Raw genomic sequence first — 22955 nt, 5'->3', positions numbered from 1 at the left:
CCAAGCCCGCCTTCCCCTTCGTCCGGTTACGTTCTGTTATATGCGCAGGCCGTCGGTGTGGATGGAGAGGCAAGTCACTCGGTTCGGGAGTGGACCACCGCCCCCTCCCGGACCGCCTCGGCCGTGGTGTCGGTCAGCTCGCCGTCGAGCAGCAGCCATCGGGTGACCCCGATCGCCGCCAGGAACGGCACATCGTGACTGGCCACGATCAGAGCGCCCTCGTAGGCGTCGAGCGCGGCCGTGAGGGCGCGCACACTCGCCATGTCCAGATTGTTCGTGGGCTCGTCCAGCATCAGGAGCTGCGGGGCGGGCTCCGCGAGCAGCAGCGCCGCCAGCGCGGCCCGGAACCGCTCACCGCCCGAGAGGGTCCCGGCCGGCCGGCCCGCCCGGGCCCCCTTGAACAGGAAGCGCGCGAGACGTGCCCGGATGGCGTTGTCCGTCGCGCCCGGTGCGTACCGGGCCACGTTCTCCACCACGCTCAGCGCGTCGTCCAGCACATCGAGACGCTGGGGCAGGAACCGCAGCGGAACATGCGCCACCGCCTCGCCGGCCACCGGCTCCAGCTGCCCGGCGAGCGTCCTGAGCAGCGTCGTCTTGCCGGAGCCGTTGCGTCCGACCAGCGCGATCCGCTCGGGTCCGCGCACGTCGAGCTCGCCCTTGACGCGTGCCCCGTAAGGGAGTCGGAGCTCCCGCAGGGTCAGCACGGCGCGCCCCGGATGCACCTTGGTGTACGGCAGCTCGATCCGGATCTCCTCGTCGTCCCGCACCGCCTCCACGGCCTGGTCGAGCCGCTCGCGCGCCTGGTCGAGGCGCTCGGTGTGCAGGATGCGGTGCTTGCCCGCCGACACCTGCGCCTCGCTCTTGCGGCCATTGGCGACGATCTTCGGCACCACCTTGTTCTCGAAGCTCTTCTGCGCGTACTTCCTGCGCCGCGCCAACTTCACGTGGGCGTCGGTCAGTTCGCGTTTCTGGCGCTGTACGTCGGCCTCGGCGACCCGCACCATCCGCTCGGCCGCCTCCTGTTCGGCCCGCAGTGCCGCCTCGTACGCCGTGAAGTTCCCGCCGTACCAGGTGAGTTGGCCCTCGCGCAGATCGGCGATGCGGTCCACCCGGTCGAGCAGTTCCCGGTCGTGGCTGACCACCAGGAGTACCCCGCTCCAGGCGTCGACCGCGCCGTACAGCCGCTGCCGCGCGGGCAGGTCCAGGTTGTTCGTCGGTTCGTCGAGCAGCAGGACGTCCGGGCGCCGCAGGAGCAGTGCGGCAAGCCGCAGCAGCACCGACTCGCCGCCCGAGACCTCGCCGATCGTGCGGTCCAGGCCGATGCCGTCGAGGCCGAGCTGGTCGAGGGTGGCGCGGGCCCGCTCCTCGACGTCCCAGTCGTCGCCGACCGTCTCGAAGTGCCGCTCGTCCGCGTCGCCGCCCTCGATGGCGTGCAGCGCCGCGCGGACCGCGTCGATGCCGAGGGCCTGGTCCACCCGCAGGGCGGTGTCGAGGACCAGGTTCTGCGGCAGGTATCCGATCTGGCCGGCGGTCTTGATGTGGCCATCGGTCGGGGCGAGTTCACCGGCGATCAGCTTCAACAGGGTTGACTTCCCGGAGCCGTTGAGACCGACCAGGCCGGTCCGGCCGGGGCCGACCGCGAGCTGGAAGTCCTCGAAGACGGGGGTTCCGTCCGGCCATGCGAAGGAGAGCGCGGCCGAGTTGATCTGAAGGGGGAAGGTTGACATACGGGTCTCCCGGTTGCGGGGAAGGAGTGGGAGCCCGGGGCGTGAAGGGGCCGGGCTCTGAGGGCAACGGGGGTTCTGAGACACCGCTCAGGGCACGAAGAAGGCCCTGGTCGTGGAGGACATGGCTCGGAGGCAGAGGTCACACCGGGCGCGCGACACGGAAGGAAGTGCGCGAAACGGTGTCTCAGGGCCTCAGACGAGCAACGTCCTTCTCCGTTCGACGACAACAGGGCCAGTCACGAACGTACGCCGGTCCGGCGCGGACCCGCAAACGAATTAATCCGGATCGCGGGTCCACGTGAGGCGGGCTCACTTGAATGCGGAACACGGGTCCGCCGCCGACGCGGGGGAGCTGTGCATCGTCACGACCGGGCAGGAGCGGAGACGGTGCGGGGGGGGTGCCTCCCTGGAACTGGAACGCCTCCGCAGGATGGTGGACTCAGCAGGCGTCGCGCAGCAGCGCCGCGAGATCCCCGTCCATGTCGAGGTACTGGTGTTCGTGGCCGGCCGGCACCATGAGCTGCGCGCTCTTGAGGAAGCGGCGCACCTCGGACGTGCGGATGTGCACCATGGCGACACCCTCGCGGGCGTGGAATTCGAGCACCGTGCGGTCGTAGCCGTACGGCCGCACCCGCACGTCACCGACCCCGGCGGGCGCCTCGATCCCCACTTCGAGCAGTTCGCGGGCGAACTCCCAGGCGACTTCGGCGCCTTCGAGGGTGGCCGGGGCGGGGAACGCCATCTGGACGGCGAACGGGTCGTCGCGGTCGTAGCGCAGCGTCGCGGGCACGGTCTCCATGCGGGGCGCGGACGCGATCAGGCGTACCTGGACAGGCTGCTCGATGACGGTGGACAAAGCCCTGCTCCCTCAGCCTCGGTGGTTCTCTCCTGCCGCCCGGAAAGACGGCGGAACGCAGCATTCCGTGCACCGGCGGTTCACGTGAGCTGTATCACTACCGCTATTGCCGGGCTTCTTTCAGCTGTATGAGGAGATTGCCGCGCAGCGCGTGGCGGTGCCCGGCGCAACGGGCGCACTCTGGACGGGCCCGGCGCGCTGGGCTAGCTTCCGACGCCATGAGGCCCATGGGGAAGACGAGAAGGATGCTGTCGGTGGGACTGGGCGGGGTGGCGCTGGCGGCCGCGATGACCGCGCCGGCCCAGGCGCACGGGCACGGCCATGACGCACCGAAGTGGGAAGTGAAGGCCACCGGCACCGATGCCCGCTTCCGCGGCCTCGCCGCGGTCAGCCGGTCGACCGCGTGGGTCGCGGGCTCGAAGGGCACGGTGCTGCGAACGTCCGACGGCGGCCGCAGCTGGAAGAACGTGTCGCCGCCCGGCGCGTCCGGTCTGGAGTTCCGGGACGTGGAGGCCTTCGACGGGCGGCGCGCGGTCGTGCTGGCCATCGGTGAGGGCGAGGCGTCCCGGGTCTACCGCACCGAGGACGGCGGGACCACCTGGAGCGAGTCGTTCCGCAACACCGATCCGAAGGCGTTCTACGACTGCCTGACCTTCCTGGACGCTCGACACGGTCTGGCGGTGAGCGACCCTGTCGACGGCAAGTACCGCATCCTGTCCACGGCGGACGGCGGCCGCTCGTGGAAAGTCCTGCCGAACACCGGGATGCCGGCCGCCCAGCCCGGCGAGGCGGGCTTCGCCGCGAGCGGCCAGTGCCTGGTGAGCTCCGGGCCGCGCGACGTCTGGCTCGCCACCGGCGGCGGCGTGACCGGCCGCGTCCTGCACTCCTCGGACCGCGGGCTCACCTGGACGGCAGCCGAGACGGCCATCCCGGCCGGCGACCCGGCGCGCGGGGTCTTCGGCCTCGCCTTCCGCGACCGTACGCACGGACTCGCAGTCGGCGGCGACTACCGGGCCGGTCAGCCGTCACCGTCGGCCGCGGCCGTCACCGGGGACGGCGGCCGCAGCTGGCGGCAGGCCGCGACACCGGTCGCCACCTACCGCTCGGGCGTCGCCTGGCTGCCGCACTCCCGGTCGGCCGCGCTCGCCGTCGGGCCCACCGGCACCGATCTGACCCGCGACGGCGGCCGCACCTGGCGGACCGTCGACACCGGCTCGTACGACACCGTCGACTGCACCCCGGACGGCGGCTGCTGGGCCTCCGGCGAGCAGGGCCGGGTGGCAAGGCTCGCCGACTAGCGCGCGTCCGGTGCTCTCTCAGCTCGGCAACTCCTGCCGGTACGGGGCGAGTTCGGGCGCCACCTTGGTGGCGAGGAACTCGGTGATCCCGTACGCGCAGGCGCCGTTGACGACGAAGGGGTCGGTCGCCACGAGCTGCTCGATCGCCGCGCGATCGTCCCCGACGGCGAGGATGATCCCGCCGTCGCGGGGCTCCTTGCGCCCCGAGGCGATGAAGGTGCCCGCCGCGTAGTGCGTGTTCAGCCAGGCGACGTGGGTGTCGAGCAGCTCGTCCACGCGGGCGAGCGGGGCGGTGTAGGTCAACTCCAGTACGAACATGATCACCAGGCTACTCGGGGCCCGTCCGGCGACCCGGGCCCGCCCCTGGGCGCGGTAAGTCCCCCTGGGCACCCTTAGGGTGGCGGCATGGAGATGATCACGGGGATTCCGGACGGCTGGCCGGCCGATGAGGCGGCCGCCCTCGCCGTACAGGACGAGCTGCGCGGCCGCGTCGTACTCGACCAGCCGGGGCCGCCGCCCGGGAAGGGGCTCGTCACCGGGGTCGACGTGGCGTACGACGACGAGCGGGACCTGGTCGTCGCGGCCGCCGTCGTGCTGGACGCCGCGACCCTGGAGGTGGTCGAGGAGGCCACCGCGGTGGGCCGGGTGGCCTTCCCCTACGTTCCCGGACTGCTGGCCTTCCGCGAGATCCCCACCGTGCTCGCCGCACTGGAACGGCTCAACTCCGGCCCGGGGACGGTCATTTGCGACGGATACGGCCTGGCTCACCCGCGTCGCTTCGGGCTTGCCAGCCACCTCGGCGTGCTCACCGGGCTGCCCGTCATCGGCGTCGCCAAGAACCCGTTCACCTTCACCTACGAGCAGCCGGGCCCCCGCCGCGGCGACAGCTCAGCGCTGCTCGCCGACGACGGGACCGAGGTCGGCCGCGCCCTGCGCACCCAGGACGCCGTCAAGCCCGTCTTCGTCTCGGTCGGCCACCGGGTGAGCCTCGACAACGCCTGCGCGCACACCCTCCGACTGGCCGGGCGCTACCGCCTCCCCGAGTCCACCCGGCAGGCCGACTCGCTGTGCCGCCGGGCACTGAAGGCGGCGGTCGGCGCCCGCTGACCTAGGTTTCCGCCGCGGCTCAGCGTGTGCCGGCCACCCGGAAACGCATTCCGGCCGCCCGCAGCCGCTCGGTCAGGGTCTCGCCCATCGCCGTGGCAGGGGTCAACTGGCCTGCCAGTTCAGGGAGTTTGTCGAAGGCGAGGCTCAGCGCGGCCTCGGCGAGGATCTTCGCCGTCTCGTCGTAGCCGGGGTCGCCCCCGGAAACCTCGGTGAAGACCCGCCGACCGCCGCCCTCGCCGACGAACCGGACCGTGAACCAGCTGCGCCGGCGCCGCGCCTCGTCCGGACCGCGCCCCGATTCGTATCTGCTCATCAACCAATCGCGTGCGGGCGGTAGTTGAGTGGCGGCGGCGACGGCGCCCGCCGCGGCCACCCCGCCGATGGCCACCGGGAGGTGCTTCACCGCGGCGAAGTGCCGGTAGCGGAAGTCGGGCCCGTACCGCGCGTCGGCCGCCGCGGAGCGGGCGATCACCTGCGGGTCGATGGTGGGCAGCGGTACCGCCCAGGCGCCGGCCTCCCTGCTGAAGTGCGGGGCGCCGATCGGGGCGCGGGCCCGGCGCCCCACCAGGCGCGGCTCGTACAGCCGGCGCTCCCGGGCGGCCCGCGCGGTCTGCACGCCACGGCCCAGCGCGGTCAGCGCGGAGGCCAGGGTCCCGCCGGAGAAGGTCGCATTCGAGCGTACGAAGCCGTCGATCCGCAGCGGCACCCCAGCCGGCAACTGCTGCACGGTGAACAGCACCCCGAGGTCGTGCGGCGCCGAGTCGAAACCGCAGGAGTGCACCAGACGGGCGCCCGTCTCGCGGGCCCGCGCATCGTGACGTACGTACATCGTGTCCACGAACTCCGGCTCGCCGGTCAGGTCGAGGTAGTCGGTGCCCGCCTCGGCGCAGGCCGCGACCAGACCCTCGCCGTACCAGACGTAGGGGCCGACCGTGGTGGCGACGACCCGCGCCGATCCGGCGAGCGCGCGCAGCGAGGCCGGGTCGGTCGAGTCGGCGGTGACGAGGGGGAGCGTGGCGCACGCCGGGTCGATCTCCGTGAGCCGCTCGCGCAGCCGCTCCAGCTTGGCCCGGCTGCGGCCGGCGATCGCCCACCGGCAGTCCGCGGGCGCGTGGGCCGCGAGGTATTCGGCGGTCAGTGACCCGACGAAACCCGTCGCGCCGAACAGCACGATGTCGTAATCCCGATTCGACCGTTCCACCCTTGTGCCTCCGCACTTCTGCTGCCTGGTGCTGCCGTCGGCTGACGCCGGTTGCAGAGGCTAGCGTGCGTCCGCGCCGCGGGCAGCCCGGAGCATGCCGCTGCCATGGCCAAAGGCGGGGAAGAGGGGTGCGTATGCCCGGCATATCGGGCAACTGGCGCCCGAACTCCACTCCATCGCACTAAGCGCTTGCTCGCTGGGGCTTGTGCGGAGTGGAACGTGTTCTTAGCATCACTGATGTTACATCAGTTGTGTCACAGTGCTGGGGGCTTGATGACAGCGACAGGAACCGGCCCGCTGGCCGGGGTGCGCGTGGTCGAGCTGGCGGGCATCGGGCCGGGCCCGTTCGCCGCCATGCTCCTCGCCGACCTCGGCGCCGACGTGGTGCGCGTGGACCGGCCCGGCGGCGCCGGCCTCGCCATCGATCCGGCGTACGACCTCACCAACCGCAACAAGCGCTCCGTGATCATCGACCTGAAGGCGGCGGAGGGTCCGGCCCGCGTCCTCGACCTGGTCGAGCGCGCGGACGTCCTCATCGAGGGCTACCGGCCCGGCGTCGCCGAGCGCCTCGGCGTCGGCCCGAAGGACTGTCTCGCCCGCAACCCCGGGCTGGTCTACGGGCGGATGACCGGCTGGGGCCAGGAGGGCCCGCTCGCCCGGCGGGCCGGGCACGACATCGCGTACATCGCCGTCACCGGCACCCTCAACATGATCGGCAAGCCCGACGAGGGCCCCACCGTCCCCGCCAACCTCGTCGGCGACTACGCGGGCGGCTCGCTCTACCTCGTCATCGGCGTGCTCGCCGCCCTCCAGCACGTGCGGACCCAGGGAGCGGGGCAGGTCGTCGACGCGGCGATCGTGGACGGGACCGCGCACCTCGCCACGATGATCCACGGCATGCTCGCGGCCGGCGGCTGGCAGGACCGGCGCGGCGCCAACCTCCTCGACGGCGGCTGCCCCTTCTACGGCACGTACGAGACCTCCGACGGCCAGTACATGGCGGTCGGCGCCCTGGAGCAGCAGTTCTACGACCAGTTCATCCGGCTCCTCGGCATCGAGGACGCCGCCCCGGCGCGCAAGGACCTCGCGGGCTGGCCCGACCTGCGCACCACCATCGCCGAACGCTTCCGCACCCGCTCGCGCGCGCAGTGGACGGCCGTCTTCGAGGGCTCGGACGCCTGTGTCGCGCCCGTGCTGTCCCTGACGGAAGCGCCCCACCACCCGCATCTGGCGGCCCGGGGCACCTTCACCGAACACGGCGGCATGACGCAGCCCGCGCCCGCGCCCCGCTTCTCCGCCACCCCCGGATCCATCCACCGGCCCCCCGCGCTGCCGGGCGCCCACACGGCGGAGGTCGCCCGCGACTGGGACGTACCGGCCCTGGCCGACTATCCGGCAACTCCCGTACAGGAGGCTTGAGTTGAAACGGCAGATCTTCACCGCCGAGCACGAGGCGTTCCGCGAGACCGTCCGCACCTTCCTTGCCAAGGAGGTCCTGCCGCACTACGAGCAGTGGGAGAAGGACGGCATCGTCTCGCGCGAGGCCTGGCTCGCGGCCGGCCGGCAGGGGCTCCTCGGGCTCGCCGTGCCCGAGGAGTACGGGGGCGGCGGCCAGGCCGACTTCCGCTACAGCGCGGTCCTCGCCGAGGAGTTCACCCGGGCCGGGGCCGCCGGACTCGCGCTCGGCCTGCACAACGACATCATCGGCCCCTATCTGACCGGGCTCGCCACCGAGGAGCAGAAACGGCGCTGGCTGCCCGGATTCTGTGACGGCTCCCTGATCACCGCGATCGCCATGACGGAACCCGGCGCGGGCTCCGACCTCCAGGGCATCCGCACCACCGCCGAGGACCGGGGCGACCACTGGCTCCTCAACGGCTCCAAGACGTTCATCTCCAACGGCATCCTCGCCGACCTGGTCGTCGTGGTCGCCAAGACCACCCCCGAGGGCGGCGCGAAGGGCCTGTCGCTGCTGGTCTTGGAGCGCGGCGCGGAGGGCTTCGAACGCGGCCGCAACCTCGACAAGATCGGGCAGAAGTCGCAGGACACGGCCGAGCTGTTCTTCCACGACGTACGCGTCCCGAAGGACAATCTCCTCGGCGAACTCAACGGCGCGTTCATCCACCTCATGACCAATCTCGCACAGGAGCGGATGGGCATCGCGGTCGCCGGAATCGCCGCCGCCGAACACCTCCTGGAGATCACCACGAGTTACGTCAAGGAGCGCGAGGCCTTCGGCCGGCCGCTGTCCAAGCTCCAGCACATCCGGTTCGAGATCGCCGAGATGGCCACCGAGTGCGCCGTCACCCGCACCTTCCTCGACCGCTGCATCGTGGACCACTCCAACGGGGAACTCGACGCCGTGCACGCCTCGATGGCCAAGTGGTGGGCCACCGAACTGCAAAAGCGCGTCGCCGACCGCTGCCTCCAACTGCACGGCGGCTACGGCTACATGACCGAGTACCGGGTCGCCAGGGCCTTCACGGACGGCCGCATCCAGACGATCTACGGCGGTACGACCGAGATCATGAAGGAGATCATCGGCCGCTCCCTGCTCGGCTGAGAACGCTCTCACGAACCACCCTCATCTGGAAAGGCTGCTGACGTTGAGCACCGAAGCGTATGTGTACGACGCGATCCGCACCCCGCGCGGACGCGGCAAGGCCAACGGCGCCCTGCACGGCACCAAGCCGATCGACCTCGTGGTCGGCCTGATCCACGAGATCCAGGCGCGCTTCCCGGGCCTGGACCCGGCCGCCATCGACGACATCGTGCTCGGCGTCGTCGGCCCGGTCGGCGACCAGGGCTCCGACATCGCCCGGATCGCGGCGATCGCCGCCGGACTGCCCGACACGGTCGCCGGCGTACAGGAGAACCGCTTCTGCGCCTCCGGCCTCGAAGCGGTCAACATGGCAGCCATGAAGGTCCGTTCGGGCTGGGAGGACCTGGTGCTCGCGGGCGGCGTCGAGTCCATGTCGCGCGTCCCGATGGCGTCCGACGGCGGCGCCTGGTTCGCCGACCCGATGACCAACTTCGACACCAACTTCGCCCCGCAGGGCATCGGCGCCGACCTCATCGCCACCATCGAGGGCTACTCGCGGCGCGACGTGGACGAGTTCGCCGCGCTCTCCCAGGAGCGGGCCGCCCAGGCGTGGAAGGACGGCCGGTTCGCGCGCTCCGTCGTCCCCGTCAAGGACCGCAACGGCCTCGTCGTCCTCGACCACGACGAACACCTGCGGCCGGGCACCACGGCGGACTCCCTGGCGGGCCTCAAGCCCTCGTTCGCCGCGATCGGCGACATGGGCGGCTTCGACGCCGTCGCGCTGCAGAAGTACCACTGGGTCGAGCAGATCGACCACGTCCACCACGCCGGCAACTCCTCGGGCATCGTGGACGGTTCGGCCCTCGTCGCCATCGGCTCCAAGGCGGTCGGCGAGCGCTACGGCATGACCCCGAGGGCCCGCATCGTCTCCGCGGCCGTCTCCGGCTCCGAGCCCACCATCATGCTCACCGGCCCCGCGCCCGCCTCCCGCAAGGCGCTCGCCAAGGCCGGACTGACCATCGGCGACATCGACCTCGTGGAGATCAACGAGGCCTTCGCCGCAGTCGTGCTCCGCTTCGTCAAGGACATGGGCCTCAGCCTCGACAAGGTCAACGTCAACGGCGGCGCCATCGCCATGGGCCACCCCCTCGGCGCGACCGGCGCGATGATCCTGGGCACCCTCGTGGACGAGCTGGAGCGCCGCGACCTGCGCTACGGCCTCGCCACGCTCTGCGTCGGCGGTGGCATGGGCATCGCCACCGTCGTCGAGCGTCTCTGACCGTCCTTCCCGGCACCCTCATACGGAGAATCCGAGCCATGACCGAGAGCACCACCATCCGCTGGGAACAGGACGAGACCGGCGTCGTCACCCTCGTACTGGACGACCCCAACCAGTCCGCCAACACCATGAACCAGGCCTTCAAGGACTCCATCGCGGCCATCGCGGACCGCGCCGTGGCCGAGAAGGACTCCATTCGCGGCATCATCTACACCTCCGCCAAGAAGACCTTCTTCGCGGGCGGCGACCTCAAGGACATGATCCAGGTCGGCCCCGAGCTCGCCCAGCAGGCCTTCGACACCGGCACGGCCATCAAGAACTCGCTGCGCCGCATCGAAACCCTGGGCAAGCCGGTCGTCGCCGCCATCAACGGCGCGGCCCTGGGCGGCGGTTACGAGATCGCGCTCGCCTCGCACCACCGCGTCGCGCTCGACGCGCCCGGCTCCAAGATCGGCCTCCCCGAGGTCACGCTCGGACTGCTCCCGGCCGGCGGCGGAGTGACCCGCACCGTGCGCCTCATGGGCATCACGGACGCCCTGCTCAAGGTGCTGCTCCAGGGCACCCAGTACTCCCCGCGGCGCGCCCTCGAAAACGGCCTCGTCCACGAGGTCGCCGCCACGCCCGAGGAGATGCTGGCTCAGGCGCGCGCGTTCATCGACGCCCACCCCGAGTCGCAGCAGCCCTGGGACGTCAAGGGCTACAAGATCCCTGGCGGTACGCCCTCCAACCCCCGCTTCGCCGCCAACCTGCCCGCGTTCCCCGCCAACTTGAAGAAGCAGTTGCAGGGCGCGCCCTATCCGGCGCCGCGCAACATCCTCGCGGCCGCAGTGGAGGGCGCGCAGGTCGACTTCGAGACCGCGCTGACCATCGAGGCCCGCTACTTCACCGAGCTGGTCACCGGGCAGACCTCGAAGAACATGATCCAGGCGTTCTTCTTCGACCTCCAGGCCGTCAACTCCGGTGTCAGCCGCCCCCAGGGCATCGAGGCGCGCCCCGTCCGCAAGGTCGCGGTCCTCGGTGCCGGGATGATGGGGGCGGGCATCGCGTACTCCTGCGCTCGGGCGGGCATCGACGTCGTACTGAAGGACGTGTCGCTCGAAGCCGCCCAGAAGGGCAAGGCGTACTCCGAGAAGCTCCTCGCCAAGGCGCTCTCCCGGGGCCGTACGACCGAGGCCAAGCGCGACGAGCTGCTCGCCCGCATCACGCCGACCGCCGACCCGCAGGCGGTGGCGGGCTGCGACGCCGTCATCGAGGCGGTCTTCGAGGACACCTCGCTCAAGCACAAGGTGTTCCAGGAGATCCAGCACATCGTGGAGCCCGACGCGCTGCTGTGCTCCAACACCTCGACGCTGCCCATCACTTCACTGGCCGAGGGCGTCTCGCGACCGGTGGACTTCATCGGCCTGCACTTCTTCTCGCCCGTCGACAAGATGCCGCTGGTCGAGATCATCAAGGGCGAGCGCACCGGCGACGAGGCCCTGGCCCGCGCGTTCGACCTGGTACGCCAGATCAAGAAGACGCCGATCGTCGTGAACGACTCGCGCGGCTTCTTCACCTCGCGGGTGATCGGGCACTTCATCAACGAGGGCGTCGCCATGGTCGGCGAGGGCATCGAGCCCGCGTCCGTCGAGCAGGCGGCGGGGCAGGCCGGCTACCCGGCCAAGGTCCTGTCCCTGATGGACGAGCTGACCCTGACCCTGCCGCGCAAGATCCGCAACGAGACGAAGCGCGCCATCGAGGAAGCGGGCGGCGTCTGGCCCGGCCACCCCTCGGACGCGGTCATCGACAAGATGGTGGACGAGTTCGGCCGGACCGGCCGCAGCGGGGGCGCCGGGTTCTACGAGTACGGCGAGGACGGCAAGCGGGGCCTGCTGTGGCCGGGACTTCGCCAGCACTTCACGAAGCCCGGATACGAGATCCCGTTCGAGGACATGAAGGAGCGGATGCTCTTCTCCGAGTCCCTGGACACGGTGCGCCTCTTCGAGGAGGGCGTCCTCACCTCGGTCGCCGACGCCAACATCGGCTCCATCATGGGCATCGGCTTCCCGGCCTGGACCGGCGGCGTCATCCAGTACATCAACGGGTACGAGGGCGGACTGCCGGGCTTCGTGGCCCGCGCCCGCGAACTGGCGGAACGCTACGGAGAGCGCTTCCAGCCGCCGGCACTCCTTGTGGAGAAGGCGGAGAAGGGGGAGCGGTTCGGGGACGCGTGAGGTGAGAGCCCACGGGCTCTGCGGGAGCGCCGGCCGGAGAGCCCGGCCGGCGCCCGCCCGCTCAGGGCTCGTGTCACGCCTCGTCCGCGTACCGGGCGCGCAGTTCCTCCTTCAGGGAGCGCTGGAACGCGGTCACCAGGGCCTGTACCACCATGGGCTGCATGTGGGCCGAGAGCGATTTCATCGCCTCGACGGCCTCCGGGTCGCGCTCGCGCTGCCGGTAGGGCCCCCACACCTCGTCCTGGAACAGCCGGGTCAGCTCCTTCGCCGCCGCCCGGGTGTGTTCGAGCACCACCGTGCGCGCCGCCAGGATCGTCTCGTGCGCGATCGGTACGTCGAGGAGCTGGACGCCCAGCGCGAGGAGCCCCGGGTCCACGCGGAAGGCGTCGGGCGAACCGGGGACGCGCTCCAGGACGTTCATCGCCGCGAGGCGGTCGATGTCGTCGGCCGGGAGCGCTCTGCCCGCGCGTCGCTCCAGCTCGGCGCGGGTCGCGTCGTCGGCCGAGTCCGGGGCCCAGGAGGCCACCACGGCGCGGTGGATGGCGAGGTCGTGCGCGCTCAGGTCGTGCGGAAGCTGCTGGAGGTAGCGTTCGATCGCCGCCAGCGTCATCCCGTGGTGCTGCAACTCCTCGATGAGGGCGAGCCGGGACAGGTGCGCGGGACCGTAGTGGCCGACGCGGCGCGGCCCGATCACGGGCGGCGGCAGCAGCCCGCGCGTGCTGTAGAAGCGGATGGTGCGCACGGTGACGCCGGCCCGCGCGGCCAGTTCGTCGACCGTGAGGGTCGGCTCCTCGGTCTCCGTCGCCATGGCGGTGCCTCGCTTCCCGGTATCCCCCGGCCGCCGGTGTGCGCGGCCTATCCGGTGCAACAGTATTGCTGTCTCACCACAGTTGTGAAAGGTGTCCGGGGGCCGGGCAGGGGTGCGGGCGGTCGCTGTACGGGAGTGGACACCGCCGGGCGGACACCGCAGAGCCCGGCCCGAGCGGCAACTGCCGTCGGGCCGGGCCGAGTTGGGTTCAGGAGCAGGAGGAGAGGGTGGTGCTGGTGTTCGCGATGTGCAGCGAGCCGTTCTGCACGTCGAGCGCGCGACCGTTGCTCAGTGACGTGAAGTTCGCGCACTGGACCGGCGTGCCGCAGGTCCCGTCCGCGTGCGCGGTGCCCGTCATGGACGGGGACAGCGCGATCCCCAGGGCGACGCAGCAGGTCGCCACCAAGGCGGCGATCATCCGCAGGTAGCGGACCGGGTGTCTCGGGGGATGGTTCGTGACCAATGACTTGGTTCAGTCCTCGTCTCTTGGGGCGCGCGTGGGTTCTTGGACGCGCGCCGTCTCTTGGATGCGCGTCGTATCGGGACGCGTTTGAGGGATGCGTGGTGGGCGATGGAAGGGCAGGGACGGGCAGGGACGGGCCGCCGATGGGTCAGGCTGAGGCGAACGCCGCTTCCAGGCGCGGTACGTAGTCCACGAGGTCCTGGGCCCAACAGCCGCCCTCGTGGCCGCCGTTGCAGTGGGAGCCCCAGCCGGTACCGTTGCCGTAGTCCACGTAGTGGTACGGGTGGGCGAGAGCGTCCAGGTGGTCCTTGGCGTGCTGTGCCGCCGACTGGGCCCAGAACTCCATGTTCGCGGGATCGCCGTTGCCGTTGCCGGTGTAGATCGCGATGCCCGTCCCGGCCAGCGCGGCCATGTGCGTGGACGGGTCGGCCTCGTTCCAGCGCCAGTCGGCGTTGAACACCGGGTACGGGGAGCCGAAGATCGCTTCGCCGGAGACCGTGGGGCCGAAGGTGAGGGAACAGGTGGGGGAACTGGAGCCGCAGAGCGGGGCACCGGCATTGGTCAGCGTGGCGACGACGGCACCGCGCATGACCATGTGGTCCACCGAGAGGTCGTCGGCGCCGGAGAACGAGGCCACCTGACTGAACAGGCCGGGATGCCGCTGGGCGTAGGAGAGGGCGCCGAAGCCGCCCATGGAGATCCCGCCGACGGCCCGGCCCTGCCTGGTCGCGAGGGTGCGCAGGTTGGCGTCGATGAAGGGGATCACCTGGTTGATGTGGAAGTTCTCCCAGTTCTGCGCGCCCGCGACGGTGCTCTGGTCGAGCCAGTCGGTGTACCAGCCCCGGAGTCCGCCGTCCGGGATCACCGTGATCATCGAGGTGGCCGCGGTGAGGGCGGGGTAGGCCAGGTACGGGTTGGCCGGGTCGTCGGAGGCGCCGTGCAGGAAGTAGAACACCGGGTAGCGCTTGGCGGGGTCCGCCGCGTAGCCGGCGGGCAGCAGGATCCGGATGTGGTGCTCTCCGGCGACCTGGGCGGTCTTCACGGTGATCACGAAGTTGGTGGCGGTGCCGGTGGCGGCGCCGGCCTGGGTCAGGCCGAATCCGTCGGCCATCGTCGGCGGGGCCGGGGCATCGGCGTGCGCCGAAGGCGCGCCCAGCAGGAGGAGCGCGGCGCCCACCGCGGCGACCGCCGCCTTCAGACGCAGGAACCCCGGCCGAGGTCTGACCCCGCCCCGCCCGGCCTTCACGGCGCACCCCCGCCGTCGCGGATCCGTCTTTCGTCGGTACGGAGCTTCATCGGAGATCCCCCCTGCAGAACCGGTCAATGGACTGCGGTCGGCCACGCCCGGACGGGAACTGCCGCGGCGGCCTGCCGCGCACCATAGCCAGATCTAGAACGGGTTTCTATAAGAACGTTCTAATCCAGCCAAGGGTGAAGCCGACCGTGAACTCCCTTTCGCGCTCGGGTGATTGGACCCCCGGGCGCACAACGCCGGCCGCGATCGGCTGGAGGCAACCTCCCTGCGCTCGCTGTCGTACCCCTGTCGTACGATCTGGAGAACGACAGCTCAGGCCGCATGAGCCCCGGGCGCGTGTGAGAGAGAAGGTGCCAGGCGTGAATCTCCTCCCCATCGATGTGGGCCCGCTCAATCCCACGGTGCCGGATCTGCTGATCGGCCTGGTGCTGTTCGCGCTCTGCTTCTGGGTGATGGCCGGCGTTCTGCTGCCCCGCATCAAGCGGACGCTGGACGAGCGGGAAGCACTCACCACGGGCCGTACGCACGAGGCCGAAGCCATCCTCACGGAGGCGGCCGAGGTACGCGCGCGGTACGAGGCCGAGCTCGCCGACGCGCGCCACGAGGCGGCCCGCATCCGGCAGCAGGCCAAGGAGGACGGCACCGCGGCGATAGCCGCGGCCCGCGCCGAGGGCGTCCGGGAGCGGGACGAGATCCTCGCCGCCGGCACCGCGGACATCGCCGCGTCCCGAGCCGCCGCCGAGGCCGAACTGCGCCCGTACGTTGACGTTCTGGCCACCGAACTGGCCGGCCGCATCCTCGGCGAACCCCTGCCGGCCCCGGCCGGGCGCTGAGCCGGACAGCAGGAACACCCCGGCGAGACGGCCTCGCCGGGGCATTGGCCGCAGGCAGGGGTGGCCTGCGAGGCATGGCCGTAGGCAGGGGTGGCCTGCGCGGCGTGTGATCGGAGTTGCTCCCTCTGTGACCTGAGCCCCCGCCTGCTTCCGTGCCCCTGGGTGATCGCATACTGGAAACACCCATAGACCCGGCAGTGCATAACGACCCCGTCAGTCCCAGGAAGCCCACCCATGAACCGCCGCGACGCCGCACCCGTGCCGCCTCCGCCCGGCGGCGTGCTGTGGAGCCTCGTCGGGGACGTCCGAATGCTCCTCACTCTGCCCGCCGCGCTCACCATGCAGGTCGCGCACCCCGCGGTCGGCGCGGGCGTGGACGAGCACTCGGTGTTCCGCACCGACCCGTGGGGCCGGGGGGAGCGCTCGCTGCGTTCGTTGCAGCTCTGGGTGTACGGGGGCGACCGGGCCGCCGAGGAGGGGCGCCGGCTCCGTCAGCTGCACAAGACCATCCAGGGTACGGACGCCACGGGCCGGCGCTACCACGCGCTCACGCCCGCCTACTACGCGTGGGTGCACGCCACCGGATACCCCGTCTTCGCGCACGCCCAGCAGTACCTCGGCCGCCCGTTCACCGACGCCCAGCACCGCAAGCTGTACGCGGAGTGGCTCCAGGTCGGCCGAATACTCGGGATCCACGACCGGGACATGCCGCAGACCATCGAGGAGTTCTGGCCCTACTACCGCAAAGTCCTCGCCGACGAGATACACACCAACACCGTGGTAGAGGAGCTGGTCGCCACCGACCGGCCGGTCCCGGCCCCCGACCGCGGTCCGCCGCTCCTGCGGCTGCTCCTGAGAGCACTCTGGCCGGTGCTGCTGCCGCCACTCGCGCGCTTCAGGCGGTTCGTCACCATCGGATTCATGCCGCCGGACGCGCGCGAGGCGATAGGGCTCGACTGGACGGACGAGCAGGAGCGGAAGCTGCGCCGCTTCGGCCGGGTGGTGCGGGCCGTGGTCCCCGTACTGCCGGAGCGGCTGCGCTATCTGCCGCTCGCCCGCAGGGCCAGAGCGGAGTTCAGGCACTCGGCGGGCGGGCGGGTGCGATCCTGCTGACTGCTGACTGCTGACTGCTGACTGCTGACTGCTGACTGCTGACTGCTGACCCCAGGCCCCAGGCCGCTGACCTCACGCCGAAGCGCGGCGGACCAACGCCGTCGAGGTGATCACCGAGGCGGGCGGGGCCGCCCCGGCGCCGCCCTGGTCGAGTCCGCGCAGCAGCAGGCGCGCCATCAGCCGGCCCATCTCCTCGATCTCCTGGCGTACGGTCGTCAGCGGCGGATCGGTCGCCTCCGCCACCGAGGGCATGTCGTCGAAGCCCACCAGCGCGACATCCTCAGGCACTCGCCTGCCGCGCTCCCGCAGTACCCGCAGCGCACCCGAGGCCATCAGGTCGTTGGCGGCGAACACGGCGTCCAAGTCCGGGCGGCGCGCGAGCAGTTCGGCCATCGCCCGGGCCCCGCTCTCCGCCGTGAACGCCCCCTCCGCCACCAGCGTCGGATCCGCTTCCGGGAGTACGTCCCGGTACCCGTCGAGGCGGTCCGTCGAAGCCGTCTGATCGAGCGGGCCCGCGATGTGCGCGATGCGCCGGCGGCCGATCGAGAGCAGATGGCGTACGGCCTCGCGCGCCCCGCCCCGGTTGTCGGCATCGACGTAGGGGACATTCGTGGGCCAGCCGGGCCGACCGCCGTAGACCGTCAGCATCCCGGAGCCGCGGATGATCGCCGGCAGCGGATCCTCGTCGTGCAGCGAGAAGGCGAGCGCTCCGTCGACATGGCCACCCGTCAGATAGCGCGACACCCGCCCGTAGTCATCGGGGCCCTCCACCAGGAGGAGCACCAACTGGGTGTCGCGCGCGGTGAGTTCCCTGCTGATGCCGCGGATCTGCTGGGAGAAGAAGGGGTCGGCGAAGAACCTGGTCTCCGGCTCGGCGACGATCACGGCGACCGCGCCGGTGCGGCGGGTGACGAGCGAACGGGCCGCCGGATTGGGGATGTAGCCCAGCTCCTCGACCGCCTGGCGCACCTTGTCGACCAGGGGCGGACGCACCCCCGTACCTCCGTTGACGACCCGGGACGCGGTGGCCCGGGAGACACCGGCACGCGCGGCGACGGCTTCGAGGGTGGGGCGCGTCCCGAAGTGCTGCTCGGCCAAGGCGAGTTCTCCTCATCGGCGGATCCGGGCCAGCGTATCGGGTGCCGGACACGCAGGGGAGGCGAGCGGAAGAGCTCCGCCCGCTGCGGAAGAGCTCCGCCTGCCGCGGAAGAGCCGCCTGCTCTCCTCGCTCGCCCCCCGCTGCTCTCCTCAGTGCCCCGCGTGCACCGAATGCGTATCGGAGATCTGCTTCCACGACTTCGGCTCGACGGGCTTCACCGGGTCGGCCGCCTTGCCCGGCTGCGCCCCGCTGATGCCCGCTCGGGCCACGAACCTGGCCTTCGCCGCAGCCGAGTTGGACGGCCTGGCTGGCTGGAAGAGCCAGGTGTCGAAGAGCCCCGCGAGCGGCTTGCCCGAGACCTTCTCGGCGTACGTCACGAAGTCGCCCACCGCCGCGTTGCCGTAGGCGTGCTCGGCCGGCCAGCCCTTGAGGATCTTGAAGAAGGACGTGTCGCCGACCGTGTTGCGCAGCGCCTGGATGGCGAGCGCGCCCCGGTCGTAGACGGCGGCGTCGAACTGGTTGTCCGGGCCCGGGTCGCCCGGCTTCACCTTCCAGAACGGGTCGTCGGCCGGGTGCTGCGCGTACACCCAGTCCGCCAGTTCCTGCGCGGTGCCCTCGCCCTCCTTCTCCGACCAGAGCCACTGGGCGTAGGACGCGAAGCCCTCGTTGTCCCAGATGTCCTTCCAGCCCTTGACCGAGACGCTGTCGCCGTACCACTGGTGCGCGAGCTCGTGCACGACCACCGAGACGTTGGCGCCCTTGGCGAACTGCGCGGGGCTGTAGAACGGGCGGGTCTGCGTCTCCAGGGCGAAGTGGCTCGGCACGTTCGGGACGTACCCGCCGAGCGCGTTGAAGGGGTACTTGCCGAAGACGCTCTCAAGCCACTCGGCGACGTCCTTGGTGCGCTCGACGCTGGCGCGCGCCGCCCCGTCGTTGTCGCCGAGATCCTTGCTGTACGCGTTGAGGACCGGCAGTCCGCTCGCGGTCTTGTCGGTGGTGATGTCGAACTTGCCGACGGCGAGCGTGGCGAGGTAGGACGCCTGCGGTTTGTTGGAGCGCCAGTTGTACGTCGTCCAGCCGAGCTTCGAACTCTGGCCCTGGAGCACGCCGTTGCTGATGGCCTGGGTGCCGTCCGGAACCTTCACCGACACGTCGTACGTGGCCTTGTCCAGCGGGTGGTCGTTGGACGGGAACCACCACACGGCGGAGTCCGGCTCCTGGGCCGCGACGCCGCCGTCCGGGGTGCGCTGCCAGGCCGTCCAGCCGTCGATCTTCAGCTCGGAGGGCTTGCCCGCGTACTTCACCACCACGGTGATGGACCGGCCCTTCGGCAGCGGGGCGGCCGGAGTGATCTCCAGCTCGTGGCTGCCGGACTTGGCGAAGGTCGCCTTGGCGCCGTTCACCCGCACTTCGCTGACGGCCAGCCCGAAGTCCAGGTTGAAGCGGGAGAGGTCCTGCTGGGTGGTGGCGAGCAGTGTCGCCGTGCCCTCCAACAGGTCCGTCGCGGGCTGGTACTTGAGCCTCAGGTCGTAGTGCGAGACGTTGTAGCCGCCGTTGCCGCTGGCCGGGTAATAGGGGTCGCCGATGCCCGGGGCGCCCGGAGTGAAGTCCGCGGCCGATGCCGGGATCACCAGCAGCAGCGAGGCGGCGAGCACGCTCGGGGCGATGATTCTGCGGTACACAAAAGCTCCAAGTCGTCGGGGTCGTCGTGGGGTGAACGATCTCTTCGGACCCTATTCAGCCCCGGCCGCTCCGGTCATGTCCATGGCCCCTGCTGTCACACGATCGCCATTCGGCCGACATGTTGACTTGTGCGGCTTCGGTCGCTTTAGTTCTTCGACTGCCCCCTTTTGCACGGGAGTTGACCGGAGTACCTTCCGCCCATGCTGATACGCACACGGGGCATCCGCCTCAGGACACGATCCAACAGGTTGCGGCCCCTCAGATCCTTCGTCTTCGCGGCCGTGGCCGCCCTGGCCGCGGTGCTGGTCACCCCGGCGGGCGCCCAGGCCGCCCATGTCCGGGAGAGCCAGCCGGTCTACTCGTACGAGAACGCCATCCGCGAGGCCGTCTGGGTCGACACCGGTCTGGACGGTGACGGGGACGGGAAGAGCGACCGGGTCGCGGTCGACATCGTCCGGCCGCGCGAGCCCGCGCAGCAGGGCCGCAAGATACCGGTCATCATGGATGCCAGCCCCTACTACTCGTGCTGCGGACGCGGCAACGAGAGCCAGCTCAAGACGTACGACGCGAACGGCGACGTCGTGCAGATGCCGCTGTTTTACGACAACTACTTCGTGCCGCGCGGCTACGCCTTCGTCGGCGTGGACCTGGCCGGAACCAACCGCTCGGACGGCTGTGTGGACGTGGGCGGCCGCTCCGACGTCCAGTCCGCCAAGGCCGTGATCGACTGGCTGAACGGCCGCGCCCGCGCCTACACCACGCGGACGGGCAGCGAGCGCGCCACCGCCGGGTGGACCAACGGCCGCACCGGCATGATCGGCAAGAGCTGGGACGGCACCATAGCCAACGGGGTGGCCGCCACCGGCGTCGCGGGCCTCAAGACGATCGTGCCGATCAGCGCCATCTCGTCCTGGTACGACTACTACTTCGCCAAGGGCGCCCCGCTGTACGACGGGGGCCCCGCCGACCTCGCCGGCTACGTCGAGAGCCCGGACGCGCAGGCGCACTGCGCCGCGGTGCAGCAGAAACTCGTGGCGGGTTCCCCACGCACCGGCGACTGGACGAATCTCTGGACCGAACGCGACTACGTCCGCCAGGCCGGCAACGTGCGGGCCAGTGTCTTCGTTGTGCACGGCATGCAGGATCTCAACGTCCGTACGAAGAACTTCGGCCAGTGGTGGGACGCGCTCGCCGCGCACGGCGTCGAGCGGAAGATCTGGCTGTCGCAGACCAGCCACGTCGACCCGTTCGACTACCGGCGCGGCGACTGGGTGGCCACCCTCCACCAGTGGTTCGACCACTATCTGCTCGGCTACGACAACGGCGTCGAACGCCGGCCCATGGCCGACATCGAGCGCCACCCCGACCAGTGGAGCACCGACCGCGTGTGGCCGCCGGCGGGCACCGCGACGACCGTGGTGAACCCGGTGAGCGGACCGGCTCCCGGCGTCGGCGGGCTCGCGCTGAGCCCCGCGCCCGCCGGAACCACCTCGGCGTTCACCGACAACCCGGCTCAGGACGAGACGAGTTGGGCGGCCCAGATCGACAAGTCGACGCCCGACAAGGCGGGTTTCACCACCCAGCCGCTCACCAAGGACCTGCGGGTGTCCGGCTCGTCCAAGGTGACCGTCACCGCGACCCCGACGACCAGCAGCGCCCACCTCTCGGCGGTCCTCGTGGACCTCGGGCCCGACACGATCCGCAACTACGCCGGGGCGGGCGAAGGCATCCTCACCGGCACCGACCGCACCTGCTGGGGCGAGAGCACGGCCGGTGACAGCTCCTGCTTCCTGACGACCTCCGCCGACAAGAAGGACGTCGGCTACACCGTCTTCAGCCGCGGCTGGGCCGACCTCGGCCACTACGCCTCCGCCACCAAGGGCGTCCCGCTGACGCCCGGCAAGCCGTACACGATCACGCTCGACCTGGCCGCCACCGACCACGTCGTACCGGCCGGACACCGGCTCGCGCTGATCGTCGCGGGCACCGACAACGGCCTCATCAATCCGCCGACGAGCACGCCGACCCTCACGGTGGACCTGGCGCGCACGGCGGCGAAGGTGCCGTTCGTGGGCGGCCCCTGGGCGTTCGCCCGGGCCACTTCCGGTACGCATCCGCAGCTCGGTGCCGGGAGCTCCCTGACACCCAAGGGCGTTCCGGTCCCGCGCATGACGCAGCGGCTGCCGGGGGATCTCCGCCGGTGAAAGCACGTCTGGTGCTGCTGGGGGTGACGGCGGCCGCGCTCGCCGTCCCCCTGGCGACCGCGCCCGCCGCGGCGACCTCCACCGTGCCCCGGACCGGCTTCGAGAACAGCGACGGGGCACACTGGACCAGCCAGCCGGAGGAGCAGACGTTCCTCGCCGCGGTCGACCGGCTCAGCGAACGGACCTCGGTGCGCCGGATCGGCACCACCCGGCAGGGCCGTCCGCTGCAAGAGGTGCGCATCGGCGGCGGACACACCACGGACACCGTGCTGCTTGTGTGCAGCCAGCACGGTGACGAACCGTCAGGGCGCGAAGCGTGTCTCACCACGATCCGCGATCTCGCGCTGACCCGGGACGGGACGACGCTGCGCTTCCTGGAGCGCACCGCCGTCCTGGTCATCCCGACCGCCAACCCCGACGGCCGGGCCGCCGACACCCGGGAGAACTCCGAAGGCGCCGACATCAACCGCGACCACATGGCCCTGAAGACCGCGGAGGCGCGGGCCACGGCCACGGTCCTGCGTGACCAACACCCCGATGTCGTCTACGACTTGCACGAGTACCGGGCCACCCCCGAGTACTACGACAAGGACCTCTTCGACCTGTGGCCGCGCAACCTCAACACCTCTCCGTGGGTGCGTCAGGAGGCCCGGAACCTGTCCGGTGACTACGTCCGCGAGGCCGCCCGGGATGCGGGCTACCGGACCGGCACCTACGGCATCTGGACCGACCCGGCCACCGGCGCCCCCGTCAAGCAGGTCACGGGCGACGGCCAGGAACGGATCCTGCGCAACACCGCGGGCATCAAACACGCCGTGGCCCTGCTCATCGAGAGCCGCGCGGATGCGATGACCGAGGCGGAGAAGGCCGATCCTGCGGTCAACAACCGGCGTCGGGTGGATTCCCAACTGGCCGGACTCAACGGGCTGTTCACGTTCGTGACGGACCGTCGGGGGTCCCTTGAGGCGGCCACGCGAGCGGCCCGTGTCGCCGGGTACCGCGACCAAGGGCCGGTCTACCTCAATGGTGCGGACAACGCGCCCCCGGCCCCGGCGGACATCCTCCGCGACCCGCCGTGCGGCTACCGTCTGAGCCCCGCCCAGTACGAACAGGTCAAGGAGCAACTCGCCCTGCACGGCGTCCAGTTGAAGCGGACCGCCGACGGGGGAGCCTTCGTGCCGCTGCGCCAGTCGCTGCGCGCCCTGGTGCCGCTGCTGCTCGACGCACGGGCCCAGTACGACCTGATCGCGGCCGAGCCCGTCGAGCGCTGCTGA

General features: G+C 71.0%; 19 protein-coding genes. 10 read left to right on the top strand and 9 right to left on the bottom strand.

Features of this window, described 5'->3' with window-relative positions; translation table 11 throughout:
- Positions 1-74 precede the first annotated feature (74 nt).
- Entirely contained in the window at positions 75-1727 is a 1653-nt protein-coding gene (locus tag ACIBK6_RS17810) for an ABC-F family ATP-binding cassette domain-containing protein (protein WP_399052178.1), read from the bottom strand.
- A 439-nt stretch (positions 1728-2166) separates the two neighbouring features.
- Positions 2167-2583, bottom strand: a complete 417-nt coding sequence (locus ACIBK6_RS17805; RefSeq protein ID WP_399052177.1) for an SsgA family sporulation/cell division regulator — start codon at positions 2581-2583, stop codon at positions 2167-2169.
- 227 nt (positions 2584-2810) lie between these two features.
- On the opposite strand from ACIBK6_RS17805, the gene ACIBK6_RS17800 reads away from it, so the two are divergent.
- Entirely contained in the window at positions 2811-3881 is a 1071-nt protein-coding gene (locus ACIBK6_RS17800; protein WP_399052176.1) for a WD40/YVTN/BNR-like repeat-containing protein, read from the top strand.
- 18 nt (positions 3882-3899) lie between these two features.
- Here the strand turns inward: ACIBK6_RS17800 and ACIBK6_RS17795 are convergent, their stop codons facing one another.
- Positions 3900-4199 carry a YciI family protein gene (locus tag ACIBK6_RS17795; protein WP_399052175.1) on the bottom strand — a complete coding sequence of 100 codons (300 nt, stop codon included), beginning with the start codon at positions 4197-4199 and terminating at the stop codon, positions 3900-3902.
- A gap of 87 nt (positions 4200-4286) precedes the next feature.
- Here ACIBK6_RS17795 and ACIBK6_RS17790 point away from each other — a divergent pair, with 87 nt between their 5' ends.
- On the top strand, positions 4287-4988 hold the full coding sequence (locus ACIBK6_RS17790) for an endonuclease V (protein ID WP_399052174.1): 702 nt from the start codon (positions 4287-4289) through the stop codon (positions 4986-4988).
- A gap of 19 nt (positions 4989-5007) precedes the next feature.
- Here ACIBK6_RS17790 and ACIBK6_RS17785 read toward each other — a convergent pair whose 3' ends face one another.
- Entirely contained in the window at positions 5008-6189 is a 1182-nt protein-coding gene (locus ACIBK6_RS17785; protein WP_399052173.1) for a saccharopine dehydrogenase family protein, read from the bottom strand.
- Between the two features lie 237 nt (positions 6190-6426).
- Here ACIBK6_RS17785 and ACIBK6_RS17780 point away from each other — a divergent pair, with 237 nt between their 5' ends.
- Genes ACIBK6_RS17780 through ACIBK6_RS17765 form a run of 4 tightly spaced genes read left to right on the top strand, consistent with a single transcriptional unit; the run spans position 6427 to position 12223 of the window.
- The gene (locus ACIBK6_RS17780) at positions 6427-7608 is read left to right on the top strand and encodes a CaiB/BaiF CoA transferase family protein (protein ID WP_399052172.1); all 1182 of its coding nucleotides are present in this window, start codon (positions 6427-6429) and stop codon (positions 7606-7608) included.
- A 1-nt stretch (position 7609) separates the two neighbouring features.
- Positions 7610-8752, top strand: coding sequence for an acyl-CoA dehydrogenase family protein (locus ACIBK6_RS17775; protein WP_399052171.1), 1143 nt, complete (start codon positions 7610-7612; stop codon positions 8750-8752).
- Between the two features lie 43 nt (positions 8753-8795).
- Positions 8796-10010, top strand: coding sequence for an acetyl-CoA C-acetyltransferase (locus tag ACIBK6_RS17770; RefSeq protein WP_399052170.1), 1215 nt, complete (start codon positions 8796-8798; stop codon positions 10008-10010).
- Positions 10011-10048: 38 nt separating this feature from the next.
- Complete coding sequence (locus tag ACIBK6_RS17765; protein WP_399052169.1) at positions 10049-12223, top strand: 3-hydroxyacyl-CoA dehydrogenase NAD-binding domain-containing protein; 2175 nt, start codon at positions 10049-10051, stop codon at positions 12221-12223.
- Between the two features lie 73 nt (positions 12224-12296).
- On the opposite strand, the gene ACIBK6_RS17760 is transcribed toward ACIBK6_RS17765, so the two are convergent.
- The 3 genes from ACIBK6_RS17760 to ACIBK6_RS17750 form a co-directional block, all read right to left on the bottom strand.
- Positions 12297-13031 carry a MerR family transcriptional regulator gene (locus ACIBK6_RS17760; RefSeq protein ID WP_399052168.1) on the bottom strand — a complete coding sequence of 245 codons (735 nt, stop codon included), beginning with the start codon at positions 13029-13031 and terminating at the stop codon, positions 12297-12299.
- A gap of 208 nt (positions 13032-13239) precedes the next feature.
- Positions 13240-13449, bottom strand: a complete 210-nt coding sequence (locus ACIBK6_RS17755) for a hypothetical protein (RefSeq protein ID WP_399052167.1) — start codon at positions 13447-13449, stop codon at positions 13240-13242.
- Between the two features lie 193 nt (positions 13450-13642).
- Positions 13643-14740 (bottom strand): alpha/beta hydrolase, encoded by a 1098-nt coding sequence (locus ACIBK6_RS17750; RefSeq protein WP_399052166.1) that lies wholly within the window; start codon positions 14738-14740, stop codon positions 13643-13645.
- 368 nt (positions 14741-15108) lie between these two features.
- On the opposite strand from ACIBK6_RS17750, the gene ACIBK6_RS17745 reads away from it, so the two are divergent.
- Positions 15109-15582, top strand: coding sequence for a hypothetical protein (locus tag ACIBK6_RS17745; RefSeq protein WP_399052165.1), 474 nt, complete (start codon positions 15109-15111; stop codon positions 15580-15582).
- 234 nt (positions 15583-15816) lie between these two features.
- Entirely contained in the window at positions 15817-16695 is an 879-nt protein-coding gene (locus tag ACIBK6_RS17740; protein WP_399052164.1) for an oxygenase MpaB family protein, read from the top strand.
- 72 nt (positions 16696-16767) lie between these two features.
- Here the strand turns inward: ACIBK6_RS17740 and ACIBK6_RS17735 are convergent, their stop codons facing one another.
- Both ACIBK6_RS17735 and ACIBK6_RS17730 read right to left on the bottom strand, forming a co-directional pair.
- A complete protein-coding gene (locus ACIBK6_RS17735) occupies positions 16768-17793 on the bottom strand; it encodes a LacI family DNA-binding transcriptional regulator (protein ID WP_399052163.1) in 1026 nt (341 codons plus the stop codon).
- A gap of 150 nt (positions 17794-17943) precedes the next feature.
- Positions 17944-19476, bottom strand: coding sequence for a M1 family metallopeptidase (locus tag ACIBK6_RS17730; RefSeq protein WP_399052162.1), 1533 nt, complete (start codon positions 19474-19476; stop codon positions 17944-17946).
- Between the two features lie 201 nt (positions 19477-19677).
- On the opposite strand from ACIBK6_RS17730, the gene ACIBK6_RS17725 reads away from it, so the two are divergent.
- Complete coding sequence (locus ACIBK6_RS17725; protein ID WP_399052161.1) at positions 19678-21681, top strand: Xaa-Pro dipeptidyl-peptidase; 2004 nt, start codon at positions 19678-19680, stop codon at positions 21679-21681.
- The gene (locus ACIBK6_RS17720) at positions 21678-22955 is read left to right on the top strand and encodes a M14 family metallocarboxypeptidase (RefSeq protein WP_399052160.1); all 1278 of its coding nucleotides are present in this window, start codon (positions 21678-21680) and stop codon (positions 22953-22955) included. Before ACIBK6_RS17725 ends, ACIBK6_RS17720 begins: the two co-directional genes overlap by 4 nt.

Origin of the sequence: Streptomyces sp. NPDC050485, from assembly GCF_044458185.1 — a bacterium.
GTDB lineage: Bacteria > Actinomycetota > Actinomycetes > Streptomycetales > Streptomycetaceae > Streptomyces.
The sequence above is the reverse complement of the archived record's forward strand: the minus strand, read 5'-3'. Positions and strand labels throughout refer to the sequence as shown.

Coding starts and splice junctions, on each gene's coding strand:
- ACIBK6_RS17810 (WP_399052178.1), bottom strand. CDS start 1,727: ATGTCAACCTTCCCCCTTCAGATCAACTCGGCCGCGCTCTCCTTCGCA.
- ACIBK6_RS17800 (WP_399052176.1), top strand. CDS start 2,811: ATGGGGAAGACGAGAAGGATGCTGTCGGTGGGACTGGGCGGGGTGGCG.
- ACIBK6_RS17795 (WP_399052175.1), bottom strand. CDS start 4,199: ATGTTCGTACTGGAGTTGACCTACACCGCCCCGCTCGCCCGCGTGGAC.
- ACIBK6_RS17790 (WP_399052174.1), top strand. CDS start 4,287: ATGGAGATGATCACGGGGATTCCGGACGGCTGGCCGGCCGATGAGGCG.
- ACIBK6_RS17780 (WP_399052172.1), top strand. CDS start 6,427: ATGTTACATCAGTTGTGTCACAGTGCTGGGGGCTTGATGACAGCGACA.
- ACIBK6_RS17765 (WP_399052169.1), top strand. CDS start 10,049: ATGACCGAGAGCACCACCATCCGCTGGGAACAGGACGAGACCGGCGTC.
- ACIBK6_RS17760 (WP_399052168.1), bottom strand. CDS start 13,031: ATGGCGACGGAGACCGAGGAGCCGACCCTCACGGTCGACGAACTGGCC.
- ACIBK6_RS17755 (WP_399052167.1), bottom strand. CDS start 13,449: ATGATCGCCGCCTTGGTGGCGACCTGCTGCGTCGCCCTGGGGATCGCG.
- ACIBK6_RS17740 (WP_399052164.1), top strand. CDS start 15,817: ATGAACCGCCGCGACGCCGCACCCGTGCCGCCTCCGCCCGGCGGCGTG.
- ACIBK6_RS17725 (WP_399052161.1), top strand. CDS start 19,678: ATGCTGATACGCACACGGGGCATCCGCCTCAGGACACGATCCAACAGG.